The 15,903-nt window shown below is 55.1% G+C and carries 17 protein-coding genes; 15 read left to right on the top strand and 2 right to left on the bottom strand.

The genetic code is table 11. The features are described from left to right. The first annotated feature begins 148 nt into the window (after positions 1-148). Genes ccmA through mlaA form a run of 10 tightly spaced genes read left to right on the top strand, consistent with a single transcriptional unit; the run spans position 149 to position 7,904 of the window. Positions 149-763, top strand: coding sequence for a cytochrome c biogenesis heme-transporting ATPase CcmA (gene ccmA / locus ACIP6T_RS09625; RefSeq protein ID WP_400456600.1), 615 nt, complete (start codon positions 149-151; stop codon positions 761-763). Continuing rightward, a complete protein-coding gene (gene ccmB / locus ACIP6T_RS09620; protein ID WP_097096543.1) occupies positions 763-1,422 on the top strand; it encodes a heme exporter protein CcmB in 660 nt (219 codons plus the stop codon). The genes ccmA and ccmB overlap by 1 nt, the downstream gene beginning before the upstream one ends. A 57-nt stretch (positions 1,423-1,479) precedes the next feature. Further along, positions 1,480-2,220 (top strand): heme ABC transporter permease, encoded by a 741-nt coding sequence (locus ACIP6T_RS09615; RefSeq protein ID WP_097096544.1) that lies wholly within the window; start codon positions 1,480-1,482, stop codon positions 2,218-2,220. Next, the gene (gene ccmD / locus ACIP6T_RS09610; protein ID WP_345828859.1) at positions 2,217-2,447 is read left to right on the top strand and encodes a heme exporter protein CcmD; all 231 of its coding nucleotides are present in this window, start codon (positions 2,217-2,219) and stop codon (positions 2,445-2,447) included. Before ACIP6T_RS09615 ends, ccmD begins: the two co-directional genes overlap by 4 nt. After that, positions 2,444-2,929 (top strand): cytochrome c maturation protein CcmE, encoded by a 486-nt coding sequence (ccmE, locus tag ACIP6T_RS09605; RefSeq protein WP_097096546.1) that lies wholly within the window; start codon positions 2,444-2,446, stop codon positions 2,927-2,929. The genes ccmD and ccmE overlap by 4 nt, the downstream gene beginning before the upstream one ends. Next, entirely contained in the window at positions 2,926-4,884 is a 1,959-nt protein-coding gene (locus tag ACIP6T_RS09600; protein ID WP_097096547.1) for a heme lyase CcmF/NrfE family subunit, read from the top strand. Before ccmE ends, ACIP6T_RS09600 begins: the two co-directional genes overlap by 4 nt. Beyond that, positions 4,881-5,438, top strand: coding sequence for a DsbE family thiol:disulfide interchange protein (locus ACIP6T_RS09595; RefSeq protein ID WP_097096548.1), 558 nt, complete (start codon positions 4,881-4,883; stop codon positions 5,436-5,438). Before ACIP6T_RS09600 ends, ACIP6T_RS09595 begins: the two co-directional genes overlap by 4 nt. Continuing rightward, positions 5,435-5,890, top strand: coding sequence for a cytochrome c-type biogenesis protein CcmH (locus ACIP6T_RS09590; RefSeq protein WP_400456596.1), 456 nt, complete (start codon positions 5,435-5,437; stop codon positions 5,888-5,890). Before ACIP6T_RS09595 ends, ACIP6T_RS09590 begins: the two co-directional genes overlap by 4 nt. Then, on the top strand, positions 5,890-7,101 hold the full coding sequence (ccmI, locus tag ACIP6T_RS09585; protein ID WP_400456594.1) for a c-type cytochrome biogenesis protein CcmI: 1,212 nt from the start codon (positions 5,890-5,892) through the stop codon (positions 7,099-7,101). Before ACIP6T_RS09590 ends, ccmI begins: the two co-directional genes overlap by 1 nt. Before the next feature lie 35 nt (positions 7,102-7,136). Then, positions 7,137-7,904: a phospholipid-binding lipoprotein MlaA gene (gene mlaA, locus ACIP6T_RS09580; RefSeq protein WP_097096551.1), complete on the top strand. Its 768-nt coding sequence runs from the start codon at positions 7,137-7,139 to the stop codon at positions 7,902-7,904. Positions 7,905-7,950: 46 nt separating this feature from the next. Here the strand turns inward: mlaA and fadL are convergent, their stop codons facing one another. Continuing rightward, complete coding sequence (gene fadL / locus ACIP6T_RS09575; RefSeq protein WP_097096552.1) at positions 7,951-9,237, bottom strand: long-chain fatty acid transporter FadL; 1,287 nt, start codon at positions 9,235-9,237, stop codon at positions 7,951-7,953. A gap of 358 nt (positions 9,238-9,595) precedes the next feature. Between fadL and ACIP6T_RS09570 the strand changes: the two genes are divergently transcribed. The 4 genes from ACIP6T_RS09570 (at position 9,596) to sixA (ending at position 14,177) form a co-directional block, all read left to right on the top strand. Next, complete coding sequence (locus tag ACIP6T_RS09570; RefSeq protein WP_400456591.1) at positions 9,596-9,892, top strand: YfcZ/YiiS family protein; 297 nt, start codon at positions 9,596-9,598, stop codon at positions 9,890-9,892. A gap of 167 nt (positions 9,893-10,059) precedes the next feature. Continuing rightward, a complete protein-coding gene (gene fadI, locus ACIP6T_RS09565) occupies positions 10,060-11,370 on the top strand; it encodes an acetyl-CoA C-acyltransferase FadI (protein ID WP_345828868.1) in 1,311 nt (436 codons plus the stop codon). Next, on the top strand, positions 11,370-13,499 hold the full coding sequence (gene fadJ, locus ACIP6T_RS09560) for a fatty acid oxidation complex subunit alpha FadJ (RefSeq protein WP_400456589.1): 2,130 nt from the start codon (positions 11,370-11,372) through the stop codon (positions 13,497-13,499). The genes fadI and fadJ overlap by 1 nt, the downstream gene beginning before the upstream one ends. 195 nt (positions 13,500-13,694) lie before the next feature. After that, positions 13,695-14,177, top strand: coding sequence for a phosphohistidine phosphatase SixA (sixA, locus tag ACIP6T_RS09555; RefSeq protein WP_097097672.1), 483 nt, complete (start codon positions 13,695-13,697; stop codon positions 14,175-14,177). A 46-nt stretch (positions 14,178-14,223) separates the two neighbouring features. On the opposite strand, the gene smrB is transcribed toward sixA, so the two are convergent. Next, entirely contained in the window at positions 14,224-14,772 is a 549-nt protein-coding gene (smrB, locus tag ACIP6T_RS09550; RefSeq protein ID WP_097096556.1) for an endonuclease SmrB, read from the bottom strand. Between the two features lie 159 nt (positions 14,773-14,931). Here smrB and prmB point away from each other — a divergent pair, with 159 nt between their 5' ends. Continuing rightward, entirely contained in the window at positions 14,932-15,864 is a 933-nt protein-coding gene (prmB, locus tag ACIP6T_RS09545; protein ID WP_097096557.1) for a 50S ribosomal protein L3 N(5)-glutamine methyltransferase, read from the top strand. The last annotated feature ends 39 nt before the right edge of the window (positions 15,865-15,903 follow it).

Genomic DNA, 15,903 nt, shown 5'->3' with positions numbered 1-15,903 from the left:
TAACTGAGATGGATTTTTGAGCGATTCATTGATCTGATGCGCATGAATACCTCATTTGGGGTAAGGGGTGACGGGCTCACAGGCTTCGGCCCACAGATTCATTGTGGTATTATCCCCGCCTCATTAATTGCCGTGATTCTCCCTTCTTATGCTCGAAGTCATTAATCTCTCATGCGTTCGTGATGAGCGAACCTTGTTTCACGGATTGAGCTTCCGGGTGCAACCGCGCGACATTGTGCAAATCGAAGGGCCGAACGGGGCTGGCAAAACGTCACTGCTGCGCTTGCTGGCCGGATTAAGCCGCGCGGAAGAAGGTGAAGTACTGTGGCAAACACAGCCAATCCGCCAGCAGCGCGAAATATGGCAACAAAACCTGCTGTATCTCGGCCATCATCCTGGCGTGAAATCGGTACTTTCTCCATTAGAGAATCTGCATTTCTGGCACGGTAGCAGCAATGAAGACGCGATCTTTGATGCCCTTGAACAGGTTGATTTACTGGGGTTTGAAGAGGTGCCGGTAGCGCAACTCTCCGCAGGGCAGCAGCGACGCGTGGCACTGGCCCGACTGTGGCTCAGCCCGGCATCGGTGTGGATCCTCGACGAACCGCTTACCGCCATTGATAAAGGTGGCGTGGAAAAATTAATGGCGCGTTTCGCTGCTCATGCCGATAACGGTGGTGCGGTGATTCTCACCACGCATCAGGATCTCCCCGGTAATCGGGATCGCGTGCGTAAAATTCGCCTTACTTCGGAGTGGGCTTGATGTTAGGCCGGGTCATTCAGCGCGAATTAAAAATCGCCTTCCGCAGCGGCGCTGAGGTAATTAATCCGCTGTGGTTTTTCCTGATTGTTATCACGCTGTTTCCATTAGGTATTGGACCAGAGCCGCAACAGCTGGCGCGTATTGCGCCGGGCGTAGCATGGGTTGCTGCCTTACTGGCCTCGCTGCTGGCGCTTGAGCGGCTGTTCCGCGATGATTTTCTTGATGGTTCGCTTGAGCAATTACTCCTGCTGCCAACGCCGCTGCCGCTTACTGTGCTGGGCAAAGTGATTGCTCACTGGTTAATTACCGGCCTGCCTTTAATTTTATTATCGCCGCTGGCCGCCTTATTACTCTCGCTGGATTTCTCTGGCTGGCGCGCGATGGCGCTGACGCTGTTACTTGGCACCCCAACGCTGAGCTTTCTGGGTGCGATTGGCACCGGATTGACGGTCGGACTACGACGCGGTGGGGTGTTACTCAGTCTGCTGGTGTTGCCGTTATCGATACCGGTTTTGATTTTTGCCAGCGCAGCGATTGATGCGGCCAGCATGGGATTACCGATCGGGGGTTATCTGGCGATTCTGGGCGCAATGCTGGCCGTGAGCGCAACCTTGTCGCCGTTTGCGACGGCTGCGGCCTTGCGTATTAGTCTGCATTAATTCGTGTCGCCCCAGAGCGGCCGAAATCTGAATTCTTTTTATTGTGAGCAATGCAAAATGTGGAAATGGTTACACCAGTGGGCAAAGCCTGAGCGGCTTTACCAGCTATGCGGTCGCTTGATTCCCTGGTTCGCGGTGCTGGGTGTTGGCACGCTGTTACTCGGTTGGATATGGGGCTTCGGCTTTGCTCCGGCGGATTATCAGCAGGGCAACAGCTTCCGAATTATGTACATTCACGTGCCGGCTGCGATGTGGTCAATGGGCGTATATGCGTCAATGGCGATCGCGGCCTTTATCGGCCTGGTGTGGCAGATGAAGATGGCTGATCTGGTCTCGGCCGCGATGGCGCCGATCGGCGCGGTATTTACCTTTATCGCGTTGGTCACCGGTTCCGCCTGGGGCAAACCGATGTGGGGTACCTGGTGGATCTGGGATGCACGCCTGACATCTGAGCTGGTATTGCTGTTCCTTTATATGGGTGTCATCGCGCTCTACCACTCGTTTGACGACCGCCGCACTGCCGGTCGTGCCGCAGGGATTTTAATTCTGGTTGGTGTGGTCAATCTGCCGATCATTCACTTCTCGGTTCAGTGGTGGAACACCCTGCATCAGGGCTCATCGGGCATCCTCCAGCAGGCCATCGATCCCAGTATGCGTACGCCGCTGCGCTGGTCGATTCTTGGTTACTTGCTGGTGTTCGGTGCCTTAACGCTGATGCGCCTGCGTAATCTGATCCTCTTTACCGAGCGCCATCGTCCGTGGGCGATTGATGTTGCGCAGGGAGGGGGCAAATCATGACGCCAGCCTTCGCATCACTCAGCGATTTCTTCGCCATGGGCGGCTATGCGTTTTACGTCTGGCTGGCCGTCATTCTCACGTTGATTCCACTCTTCGGCCTGGTGCTGCACACCGTGCTCTTTCGCCGCCGAATGCTGGCAGAAATTCGCCAGCGTCAATCCAGGGAGCGCCGCATTCGCGCCGCCAAATCGAAAAAAACGGCCAATGAAGCAGGAGAATCCGTTTGAATATCCGTCGTCGTAATCGCCTGTATGTGGCGATAGCGGTGTTGATCGGGCTGGGCCTGGCAACGTCGCTGGTAATGTACGCGCTGCGTTCCAACATCGACCTGTTTTATACCCCGAGCGAAATTCTCTACGGCAAGGGCGAAGATCATCAGAAGCCCGAGCCGGGCCAGCGCCTGCGCATTGGTGGCATGGTGATGCCTGGTAGCGTTAAGCGCGATGCGAAAACCCTCGCCGTCTCATTCAAACTGTATGACGCCAACGGCGTGGTGAATGTCAGTTACGAAGGCATCTTGCCGGACCTGTTCCGCGAAGGGCAGGGCGTGGTCGCGCAGGGGGTACTGGAAGAGGGCAACCTGGTGAATGCCAAAGAAGTGCTGGCGAAGCATGATGAAAAATATACGCCACCTGAAATTGAAGATGCGATGAAGAAGAATCACACCGGACCCGCGTCCGCTTATCAACAGGCGGGAGCGCAATCATGATGCCGGAAATCGGTAGCTTCTTGCTGTGTCTGGCGCTCGGCCTGGCGCTACTGCTGAGTGTTTATCCGCTCTGGGGCGCGGCGCGTCAGGATGCACGTTTAATGGCGATGGCTCGCCCGCTGACGTGGGGTTTGTTTATCTGTGTCGCGGCTTCATTCCTGGTGCTCGTGCACGCCTTTGTGGTGAATGATTTTACCGTGGGCTATGTCGCCACCAACTCCAATACTCTGCTGCCGGTTTACTATCGTATCGCAGCAACCTGGGGGGCGCATGAAGGTTCTCTGTTGTTGTGGGTATTGTTGCTGAGCACCTGGACTTTAGCGGTGGCGATTTTCAGCCGCGGTATGCCGCAGGATGCGCTGGCGCGCGTGCTGGCGGTAATGGGCATGATTAATCTGGGCTTCCTGCTGTTTATCATCCTTACCTCGAATCCGTTTACGCGCACCTTGCCGAACTTCCCGATCGATGGACGCGATCTCAACCCGATGTTGCAGGATATCGGGCTGATCTTCCATCCGCCCCTGTTGTATATGGGGTATGTTGGTTTCTCAGTCGCGTTCGCTTTCGCCATTGCTTCACTGATGGCGGGGCGCCTGGATACCGCATGGGCGCGCTGGTCACGTCCGTGGACCACTGCCGCATGGGTGTTTTTAACCATTGGTATCGTGCTCGGTTCTGCCTGGGCCTATTACGAGCTTGGCTGGGGCGGCTGGTGGTTCTGGGATCCGGTAGAAAACGCCTCCTTTATGCCGTGGCTGGCCGGCACGGCGCTGATGCATTCACTGGCCGTCACCGAAAAGCGCGGTAGCTTTAAGTCGTGGACGGTGTTACTGGCGATTACTGCGTTCTCTTTAAGCCTGCTTGGCACCTTCCTTGTGCGTTCCGGCGTGCTGGTTTCAGTGCACTCATTCGCCTCTGACCCGGCGCGCGGCATGTTTATCCTCGCGTTCCTGGTGATTGTGATTGGCAGCTCGCTGCTACTATATGCGTTAAAAGGTGGCCAGGTGCGCAGCCGCGTGCAGAGTGAAGCCTGGTCGCGCGAATCCTTCCTGTTAGGCAACAACGTACTACTGATCGCGGCGATGCTGGTGGTGCTGCTGGGTACACTTCTGCCGCTGGTGCATAAACAGTTAGGCTTGGGCAGTATCTCTGTTGGCGAACCTTTCTTTAATACCATGTTCACCTGGCTGATGGCGCCGTTTGCGCTGATGCTGGGCATTGGCCCGCTGGTACGCTGGCGCCGCGATCAGCCGCAGAAGTTGTGGAAGCGTCTTGGCGTTGGTCTGCTGGTAACGCTGATTTTGTCCATCGCACTGCCGTGGCTGTTGCAGGATCGCATCGAAGCGATGACGGTCATCGGACTGCTGATGTCGATCTGGGTGATCATGCTGACGCTGATGGAGCTGCACGAGCGCGCAACGCATCGCCACTCCTTCTTCAAAGGATTGCGTCATCTCTCGCGCAGCCATTGGGGCATGGTGCTGGGCCATCTTGGCGTGGCGGTCACGGTGGTGGGTATCGCTTTTAGCACCCAATACAGCGTTGAGCGTGATGTGCGTATGAAAGCCGGCGATAGTGTCGACATCCACAACTATCACTTTACTTTCCACGGTGTGCGCAACCTGCAGGGCCCGAACTACAGCGGTGGTGAAGCCATCATTGAAGTGACGCGCAACGGCAAGCCGGAAGCGGTGATGCAGGCAGAAAAACGCTTTTACGCGGCGGCACGCACCATGATGACCGAAGCGGCCATCAGCGGCGGTTTCACGCGCGATCTTTATGCGGCGCTCGGTGAAGAGCTGGATGACGGTTCATGGGCAGTGCGTATCTACTACAAGCCTTTTGTTCGCTGGATCTGGTACGGCGGCGTGTTTATGGCGGTGGGCGGCCTGTTCTGCCTGTTCGACCCCCGTTATCGCTCGCGTAAAAAAGCAGAGCGCGAGGAGCTGGCATGAACAAAAAAATCCTTTTTATCCCGCTAGTCCTGTTTTTACTGCTGGCGGCGGCACTGCTCTGGCAGCTGTCGCGCAACGCCAATGGCGATGATCCTACGCGCCTCGAATCGGCGCTGATCGGCAAACCTGTGCCGGTGTTTAAACTCGAAGCGCTCGATAAGCCAGGTAAAATCTATGACCAGCATGTGCTGACCGATGGTAAGCCGATTCTGCTAAATGTCTGGGCGACCTGGTGCCCAACCTGCCGCGCGGAGCATCAATACCTCAATACGCTGGCGGAAAAAGGCATCCGTGTGGTTGGCCTGAACTATAAAGACGATCGCAGCAAAGCGGTGACCTGGTTGAACACCCTGGGTAATCCTTATGCACTGAGTCTCTATGATGGCGACGGCATGCTCGGCTTGGATCTGGGCGTTTACGGCGCGCCGGAAACTTTCCTGATCGACGGCAAAGGTATTATTCGCTATCGCCACGCGGGCGACATGAACGATCGCGTTTGGCTCGAAGAAGTGAAACCGCTATGGGACAAATATAACCAGGAGGCGGGCGCATGAAACGACTGCTTCTTTTAGTGGCGGGCATTGTTCTCAGTACCAGCCTGTGGGCGGCAATCGATACTTATCAGTTCGATTCGGTACAGCAGGAAGAGCAATACCGCGAACTCACCGCCTCGTTGCGTTGCCCGAAATGCCAGAACAACAGCATTGCCGACTCTAACGCGATGATCGCCGCAGATATGCGCCTCAAGGTCTACGAGCTGATGAAGCAGGGTGAAAATCGTCAGCAGATCATTGATTACATGGTGGCGCGCTACGGCAACTTCGTGACCTACGAACCGCCAGTTACGCCATCCACCTTGATTTTATGGGTGGGGCCGGCGCTGTTCGTGGTATTAGGGGCCGCAATTATTGTTCTGCGTAATCGCCGCGGCAAAACGCGTAGCGAGCTGGACGACGATGAACAACAGCGCCTTGCGGCGTTACTCAAGCGTGACGGGAAGCCGTAATGACTGGATTCTGGATTACCCTGATTATTTTGTTGCTGGCAGCAATCGCGCTGTTTCTGTATGCAGGCTGGCGTCAACGTGAAGTCAGCACGGGCGACCGCGATCGCCTCAATACCGACTTCTATCAACAGCGTCTGCGCGAGCTGGAGCGGGATGAAGAAGAGGGCGTTGTGGCTGAGCGACCGGAAATGGTACGCGAGCTACAACAAACGCTATTAACCGATATTCCACAGCAGGATGCTGCTCATACTCACCACAGCAGCCGCTGGGTATTGCTGCCGGGCGTCATTATGCTGCTGGTGGTGTCACTGGGTATGTATCTGAAAACCGGCGGCCTGGCCCAACAGACGGCCTTTGTCAGCGTGCAGCAGGCGTATCCCGTGTTGCGTGCTCGCGTGATGGATCCCAATGCGCAGCCGCTGACGATGGAAGAGTTGGCCCGCTTACAGCTAGGCTTGCGTAATGCATTGCAAAGTGATGCCAACAACCTTAACGATTGGGCGATGTTAGGGCGACTGGGCATGGTACTGAATAACGCGACCGATGCGGGCCAGGCGTTTGAGCATGCGTTGCAGCTGGCACCTGACAATCTCGAGCTGCAGCAGGATTACGCTGAAGTGCTCACGCGATCCAGCGATCCGCAGGATAATCGTCAGGCCAGTCTGATGCTCAAAGAGCTACTCAAGCGCGATCACAGCGATGTGCGTACCTTGAGCCTGCTGGCGTTTAACGCCTTTGAGCAGCAGCAGTATAACGAGGCGATTGGTGCCTGGCAGGTGATGTTGAAACTGTTACCGCCAGGCGATCGTCGCATCACCATGATCGAACGCAGCATTGAACAAGCGAAAACCGATGCAGGACAGCAAAATAGCAGCCTGGCATTAACGGTGAGTTTGACGCCGCAGGCAGAAAAAATGTTACCGCAAGGCGGAGTGATGTATATTTCTGTGTCTGACGGTGTTTCACCGGTGCCTGTGGCTGTGAAGCGGTTACCGCTGAGCCACTTCCCGTTATCGCTTACGCTTGATGACAGCAATGCCATGATGCCCGATCGCCTACTTTCGGCGCAGCATCAGGTGCAGGTCAGGGTGCGCATTTCGCGCGACGGCAGTGCTAATCCACAGTCTGGTGACTGGTTTGGGTTAAGCGCGGTCACACCCTGGGATGGTCATCAGCAACTGGCTGTGGAAATTAATCAACAGCAGCCCTGAAGCGATACCTTACTGATCCGCACAGGGAGAGAAGAATGAATAACCGCCTGACCGGTTTGGCGTTGGCCAGTTTACTGCTGGTGGGTTGTGCCAGCTCAAAACCGGCCGACACGACGGAACCTGCACAACGCAGCGATCCGTTGGAAGGCTTTAACCGCACGATGTTTAACTTCAACTACAACGTGCTGGATCCTTATGTTTTGCGTCCGGTTGCGGTGGCCTGGCGTGATTACGTGCCGGTACCGGCACGCAGCGGTATAAGTAATGTCCTCGGTAACCTCGAGGAGCCTGCCAGCATGGTCAACGCCATTTTGGTCGGGGAACCGCGTCAGGCGGGCATTCACTTTACCCGCTTCTTCCTTAACACCGTGTTAGGGCTGGGTGGATTTATTGACGTGGCAGGTAAAGCCAACCCAGAGCTGGCACGTGAAGTGCCGCATCGCTTTGGTAGCACCTTAGGACGCTACGGCGTGGGTTACGGCCCGTACGTTGAATTGCCGGCCTATGGCAGCTTCACTGTTCGTGAAGATGGTGGTGACTTCGTCGATACGCTCTATCCCGTGTTGAGCTGGCTGAGCTGGCCGCTCTCCGTCGGGAAATGGACGCTTGAAGGTATTGAAACGCGTGCGCAGCTGTTGGATTCTGATGCGATATTGCGTCAGCAACAAGATCCCTACGCCTTCATCCGCAATGCTTACTTCCAGCGCCATGACTTTATTGCCAACGGCGGTAAGCTGAAGCCAGAAGAAAATCCGAACGCCAGCGCGATTCAGGACGATCTTAAAGACATCGACTCCCAATAAATAAAAAGGCGACTCAATGAGTCGCCTTTTCATATCTCTTGAGACATCAGAACTTATAGTTAAAGCTCGCGCCGTAAAGCCAGGCTTTACCTTCAGAGTTAAAGGTGTAAGGGCCTTCCTCTACGGTGACTTTCTGTCCGTGCATGTAGGAAACGCCTACATCGACTGACGCATCTTCATTGAACGCGTAAGAGGCACCGGCGCTCAGCCACAGACGATCCTGATCGGGGATGGAGATGGAACGCTTGTCGGCAGGAACCGGGCTGTCATCAAAGGCGATACCGGTACGGAAGGTCCAGTTATCGTCATAGAAGTAAGTGGTACCCAACGCAATTCGATAGGCATCGTGGAAGCCTTCATCCTTATAGAACAGCGTCTGGCCATTGCTGCCGGTGGCTTTCAGCTCCTGGAACTGACTCCAGCTGGTGTATGCCAGGCTATAATGCACAGCCCACTGCGGCGCAACTTTATGCCAACCGGAGACTTCCCACATCTCTGGCAGATTCAAGGTCAAGGCACCCGGGATAGTGGTACCGTTTGTACCATACGGCAGACCTAAAGCCAGCGCCTGTGGCGTGCCATTGTAGGCGGAAGGGATGTTGCTCTTATAGTCACCGTCAAAGTCGACTTTTACTTCTGAGCGATAGGTAAAGCCAAAGCGGTTATTTTTATCCACTTCGTACAGGATTCCGGCGTTCCAGCCGTAGCCCCATTCATCACCTTTTAAATGCGCAACCTGAGTATCCGCTGGCAGTCCTGCTAATGCTCCGGCTTCACCGGCATAACGCTCAATTTTTGCTTTGGCATATACCGCATCAAAACCGACACCGAAGCTAAAGTGTTCATTTAGTCGATAAGCGGTGCTGATATTAAAGTTGCCGGTCATCAAGTCGGTTTTACCGCCGTAGCCGCCCGCGGTATAACCATCGTTAAATTCAGTTGCCAGGCCATAATTAGAGGTTGCAGAGGCGCCAATCCACCATTGATCGTTAATCGGGTGCACGTAGTGAATATTCGGGATCCACTGGTTTGGCGCAATATTCTTCGCATCAAGGCTGCGACCAGACAACGGACTTTGACCGCTAATATCGACTTCGGGATCAATATAAACCGCGCCGATGGAGAAAGAGGGACGATCCATCAGCGCCATGGTGGCTGGGTTTCGGCTGGCAGATGCGGCGGTATCGCCCATTGCGCCTTCACCTGAATAAGCACGACCTAAACCAATTGCTGAAAATTCATTAAGCTGAAAGCCTGCGGCGTAAACATGGGAACAGACGAGCGTTACTGCAGCTGCCACAGCTGACTTTGCAAACAGGTTTTTATGGTTCATGACCACAACCTCATCTAAATTTATTATTAAACGTTGTTACGTCGCGTAACAAAGAGCGGCGAATTGTAGGGACTGACGGCAAAACGACATATCAGACCAGTGCGACGAGTATAGGTCCGACCTGTGTATTTGTTGCAATATTGTTTTTTAAATATTTCTGATTTGATCGATAAAATCAGATCTGCTTAACAAAAACTTAGCGGTTCAACCTCAGCATAACGGTCAATTTTGTTTTGGATCAATTTTTAGTGTGATATTCGTCACTTAGCGACTTGATGATAGATGTGAAAAGGCTGTAGGCGTAGACTTTGCTGCAGAAAATGATCCGATTGTGTTGATTTATCGTCAGGAGAGAATAATGACTGCTGCCATTAATAAATGTAGTGCTAACGAAACGGCTGCCTGCTGCTGTGTAGATGTTGGCACCGTGATGGATAATACCGATTGCACCGCAAGTTGGTCTGGTGTGTTTGCCGATCGTCATGCAGCTGATGCGATGCTCACGCATTTGAGTGAAAAAGCGCGTCAGGTGGAATCCGATCCCTGCGATATTCGTGCTGAGTTCACGGAAGAGGGTGACGCGGTGCGTTTGAGCGTCGACTTCACTTTTGCCTGCCAGGCGGAAACCCTGATCTTCCAGCTCGGCTTACGCTAATCCCGTCGCTGCCGGAATCCCCTTCGGCAGCCTTAACTCATTTTCGTGTATTCCCTCGCACTTTTTCCCTCTAGTTATTGGCGACTTAGCAACACTTAGTTAACACTGATGATCAGGTCAGACCTGTTTGGCAATGATGCCCTGGTCGAAAATTACAGGTGATTGCAATGAGCAAAGCGCAGCCGCTACTGACGCGTCAGGGCGAACGTATCGCCATAACCCACGGATTACGTACTCCTTTTGCCCGTCAGGCGACGGATTTCCACGGCATTCCTGCGCTTGAATTAGGGCGCATGGTGGTGAGTGAACTGATGGCGCGCAGCGAGTTACCGGTGGAAATCATCGACCAGCTGGTGTTTGGCCAGGTGGTGCAGATGCCGGAAGCGCCGAACATTGCGCGTGAAATTGTCCTGAGTAGCGGATTGGGCGTGCACACCGATGCTTACAGCGTGAGCCGTGCCTGCGCCACCAGTTTTCAGGCGGTGGCTAACGTGGCGGAAAGCTTGATGGCTGGCACAATCGATGCGGGCATTGCCGGAGGTGCCGACTCTTCCTCGGTGCTGCCGATTGGCGTGAGTAAAACCCTGGCGCGCGCGTTAGTCGATCTCAACAAAGCGCGCAGTTTCAGCCAGAAGCTCACTATCTTGCGCCGCTTACGTCCACGCGATCTCTTGCCGGTACCACCGGCAGTGGCGGAGTACTCTACCGGGCTGCGTATGGGCGATACTGCCGAACAAATGGCGAAATCGCACGGCATCACGCGTGAGCAGCAGGATGCGTTAGCGCTGCGTTCGCATCAGCACGCGGCACGCGCCTGGCAATCGGGCGTGTTGACGCAGGAAGTCATGCCCGCCTTTGTACCGCCGTGGAAAGCCCCGATCGAGCAGGACAATAATATTCGTTTTAACGCGAGCGCAGCGGATTACGCCAAACTGCGCCCGGCATTTGATCGCCGCCACGGCTCGGTGACGGCCGCCAACAGCACGCCGTTAACCGATGGCGCGGCGGCGGTGATTCTCATGCGTGAAGGTCGCGCGCGTGAATTGGGCATTACACCGCTCGGCTATCTGCGCAGCTATGCCTTTACCGCTATTGATGTCTGGCAGGATATGCTGCTCGGCCCGGCATATGCTTCGCCGCTGGCGCTGGATCGCGCCGGCATCACGCTAAACGACCTCACGCTAATTGATATGCATGAAGCTTTTGCGGCGCAAACCCTGGCGAACCTGAAAATGTTCCGTGACGAACGCTTTGCGCGTGAGGTGCTGAATCGTCCTCACGCATTAGGCGAGGTGAATGAGGAGCGGTTTAACGTACTCGGCGGCTCAATTGCTTATGGTCATCCGTTTGCCGCTACCGGTGCGCGTATGATCACGCAAACGCTGCAGGAACTGCGGCGGCGCGGTGGCGGGTTAGGTTTAGTCACCGCCTGTGCGGCGGGTGGGTTGGGCACCGCAATGGTTCTGGAGGCTGAATAATGAGCGAATCTGCCTTTCATTTACAGATGCGTCTCGACCATGTTGGTGTGATTACCATCGACGTGCCAGGCGAGAAGATGAACACGCTGAAAGCGGAATTTGTACCGCAAATTAAAGCGGTGCTGGATGAAGCGCGTAGCCACAAACAGCTGGCGGGGTTGGTGTTGATTTCCGGAAAGCGCGACAACTTTGTTGCCGGTGCGGATATCAGCATGATTGCCCAATGCCAAACCGCTGAAGAAGCTGAAGCGCTGGCAAAGCAGGGCCAGGATGTGATGGCGATGATTGCCGCGCTACCGTTTCCGGTGGTGGCGGCGATCCACGGCGCCTGTCTGGGCGGTGGATTAGAGCTGGCGCTGGCCTGCGATGCACGCATCTGTACACTTGATGATAAAACGCGCCTCGGCCTGCCGGAAGTGCAGCTTGGATTATTGCCCGGTTCTGGTGGAACGCAGCGTCTGCCCCGACTGATTGGCGTACAGCAGGCGCTGCCGCTGATCCTTACCGGCAAGCAACTGCGCGCCAGGCAGGCGCTCAAACTCGGTATTGTTGATGATGCCGTGCCACAGTCAATTCTGCTGGAAACGGCAATTGCGCGTGTACATAAAGGAAAAGGCGCGCGCAGAGCATTATCGCGTCGCGATCGGTTGCTGCAAGGTCCGGTTGCGCGTCATATCCTCTTTGCGCTGGCGCAACGTCAGACCAACAATAAAACTCAGGGCAACTATCCTGCCGCTGACCGTATTTTACAGGTGGTGCGCACTGGCCTTGAGCAGGGCAGCAGCGCCGGGCATGAGGCAGAAGCGCGCGCCTTTGGCCAACTGGCGATGACGCCAGAATCGGCGGCGCTGCGCAGCCTGTTCTTTGCCTCAACCGCTTTAAAGAAAGAAGCGATGGCGAGTGCCGAACCTCGCGAGCTAAAGCAGATTGGCGTGCTCGGCGGTGGTTTGATGGGCGGTGGCATTGCCAGCGTGACGGCGCTCAAGGCCGGTTTGCCGGTACGCATCAAAGACATCAATCTTACGGGGGTAAACCACGCATTGCAGTACAGCTGGGAGCTGCTGAGTAAAAAGGTGAAGCGACGTCAGCTGAAGGCGGCTGAGCGTCAGCAGCAAATGGCCCGCATCAGCGGCGGTACCGATTATCAGGGCTTTAGCCAGCGCGATCTGGTGATTGAAGCGGTCTTTGAGGATCTGGCGCTGAAGCAGCAGATGGTTAGCGAAATTGAAAGCCATTGCCAGCCGCATACGATTTTTGCTTCCAACACCTCGTCGTTACCGATTGGCGATATCGCTGCCAACGCGCAGCGACCGGAGAATGTGATTGGTCTGCATTTCTTCAGCCCGGTGGACAAAATGCCGCTGGTGGAGGTGATTCCGCATGCCAATACCTCGGCCCAAGCGCTGGCGACCACAGTACAGCTGGCGCGTCAGCAGGGTAAAACAGCGGTGGTAGTCGCTGACCGTCCCGGCTTTTACGTCAACCGTATTCTTGCACCCTATATAAATGAAGCGCTGCGCTGTTTGCAGGAAGGCGAACCGATCGAGCATATCGATCGTGCACTGGTAAAATTTGGATTCCCGGTCGGGCCGCTCCAGTTGCTGGATGAAGTGGGAATTGATGTTGGCAGCAAAATCAGCCCGATTCTTGAGCAGGCTTACGGTTCGCGCTTTAGTGCCCCCAAGGCCGCAAGCGCGATTCTGGCCGATGGGCGAAAAGGGCGGAAGAACAACCGGGGCTTCTATCACTATCAGCGCTCACGCTGGCCCGGTAAACGCCAAGCTGATGCAGCGATTTACGCACTTTTGCATGTCAAACCGCAGGCGAAACAGAGTGAAACGCAGATTGCGGAGCGCTGTGTGTTGATGATGCTGAACGAGGCTGCACGTTGTCTTGATGAGGCGGTGATCCGTAATGCGCGCGATGGCGATATCGCGGCCGTATTTGGTATCGGCTTTCCGCCCTTCCTTGGCGGGCCGTTCCGCTATATGGATCAGCGCGGCATTGGCGATATCGTCAAAGCATTAAGGTCGTTAATGCAGCAACATGGCGATCGTTTCACGCCGAGTGAGGCGCTGGTCGCATTGTCAGAAGAGAAAATGAATTTTTACACTTCTGCACAATCTTGAATAGGCGTACAGATTCAGCGGGTTAGTATGGTGGCCGCGCAACGGCTAGCGCGGCACCATTCTGAGATGTGCTTATTTAATAAACAACCGGTTGACTATACTGAAGCCATTGGGGTAAAACACACCGTTCATTCGCAGAATGAAGCGTCTGGTGCTGTGGTACCGGGCGATATCGACAAACAACAGCGGTGCTTTATGCAAGTTTTTATCATGCGTCATGGCGATGCAGCTCTGGAAGCAGCGAGTGATTCTGTTCGTCCTCTCACCCTTTGTGGCTGTGACGAATCGCGTCAGATGGCAAGCTGGCTCAATGGCAAAACGCCAGAAATTGATCGGGTATTAGTGAGTCCTTATTTGCGCGCCGAGCAAACGCTCGCAACGGTACGCGAAACCCTGAAGTTACCGGTAGGGCAGGACGTGCTGCCAGAACTGACGCCGGGTGGCGATCCAGGCATGGTGGCCTGTTATCTGCAGGCGCTGGCGCAAAAAGGCGTTAAGTCGGCGCTGGTGATTTCTCACCTGCCGCTGGTGGGATATTTGGTCTCTGAACTTTGCCCGCAGGAAGCGCCGCCCATGTTCGCTACCTCTGCGATAGCCTGTGTAAACTTTGATGCCGATGCCAGCGAAGGCAAGCTGGAGTGGCAGGTTAGCCCGTCAAAATTGGCCAAAGCCATTTAATCTCTGTGGGCCGCAATCGCGGCCCTATCCTTATCTACCGCAGCCATTACGGCAGTTCAGGCGGTTGCCACTCTTCTACTTCAATCAGCACCAGCAGCGCCGCGTCGCCGCCGAACATTTTCGGTGCCTGATGAAACGCCATCACATGCGGATGTTGCGCGAGCCACAGAGGCGTTTGCTGCTTGAGGATATGTTTGCCGTGGCCAGTCATCACGCTGGCACAGAACAGATGCTCACGACGACAGGCAGCGATTAAGGCACCAAGTTCCTGTTTGGCTTGCACCTGAGTTAGCCCGTGGAGATCGAGAAAAATCTCCGGCGTGTAATCGCCACGGCGTAATTTCTTCTGCTCGTAGTGGCTAACATCCGCACGCACATAGCGAACCGGTCCTTCACTGGAGAGCAGCGGCTGAAACTCATCAGAGAAATAATGGCTGTTATCCGCCTGTTCTGAAATCAGACGTTTCAGCGGCACTTCACGTGTTTTCACCACCGGCTTGTGCACGATGGTGTCCTGTTTCAGCTTGCGCGTTCCACTCATCAATTGGCGGAACATCTCCTGATCGTCCTGGCTTAGCGGCGTTTTCTTACTCATGGCTTTGTGATTGATTTAGAAAAGACGGGTGAACAGTCGGTGACATACCTTAACCGCAAGCGTTAACAAATGTCAGCTTTTTCACCTCGCCGCGCTGAATTCTGCCCGGCTTCGTGGCACACTATCGGCCGATTGATTTTATGGCCTGCGGAGGGCTACGTGGACAAGATATTCGTCGATGAGGCAGTGAACGAACTGCACACCATTCAGGACATGCTGCGCTGGGCAGTCAGCCGTTTTTCGGCGGCAGGAATTTGGTACGGCCACGGCACGGATAATCCCTGGGACGAAGCAGTCCAACTGGTTCTGCCAACGCTATGGTTGCCGCTGGATATTCCTGAAGATATGCGCCATGCACGTCTGACCGCCAGCGAGCGTCATCGCATCGTTGAGCGCGTTATTCGCCGCGTCAATGAACGCATTCCGGTGGCTTATCTTACCAACAAAGCCTGGTTCTGCGGCCACGAGTTCTACGTGGATGAGCGCGTGCTGGTTCCGCGTTCACCGATTGGTGAACTGATCGAAAACCGCTTTGCCGGTTTGATCGGCGATTCGCCTAATCACATTCTTGATATGTGCACCGGCAGCGGCTGCATCGCGATAGCCTGCGCCTATGCTTTCCCGGAAGCGGAAGTCGATGCGGTGGATATCTCCACTGACGCGCTGGCCGTTGCCGAGCAGAACATTGAAGAACATGGCTTGCTGAACCACGTTACGCCGATTCGCGCCGATCTGTTCCGCAACTTGCCGCCGGTGAAATACGATCTGATCGTCACCAATCCGCCGTATGTGGATGCGGAGGATATGGACGATCTGCCGAATGAATATCGCCACGAGCCGGAGCTCGGCCTTGCCGCAGGCAGCGACGGCCTGAAGCTGGTACGCCGCATTCTGGCATGTGCGCCAGATTATCTCAGCGAGCAGGGCGTGCTAATTTGCGAAGTCGGCAACAGCATGGTGCACATGATCGATCAATATCCCGATGTGCCGTTTACCTGGCTGGAGTTTGATAACGGCGGTGACGGCGTATTTATGCTGACGCGCGAGCAAATCGTAGCGGCACAGCACCATTTCTCATTCTATAAAGACTAAATAAAAGGGCGAGCGCTCGCCCGCAACATCGCAACAAGG

The organism is Pantoea sp. NPDC088449 (genome assembly GCF_044753225.1).
GTDB lineage: Bacteria > Pseudomonadota > Gammaproteobacteria > Enterobacterales > Enterobacteriaceae > Pantoea > Pantoea floridensis.
This window is presented reverse-complemented; position numbering and strand designations above follow the sequence as displayed.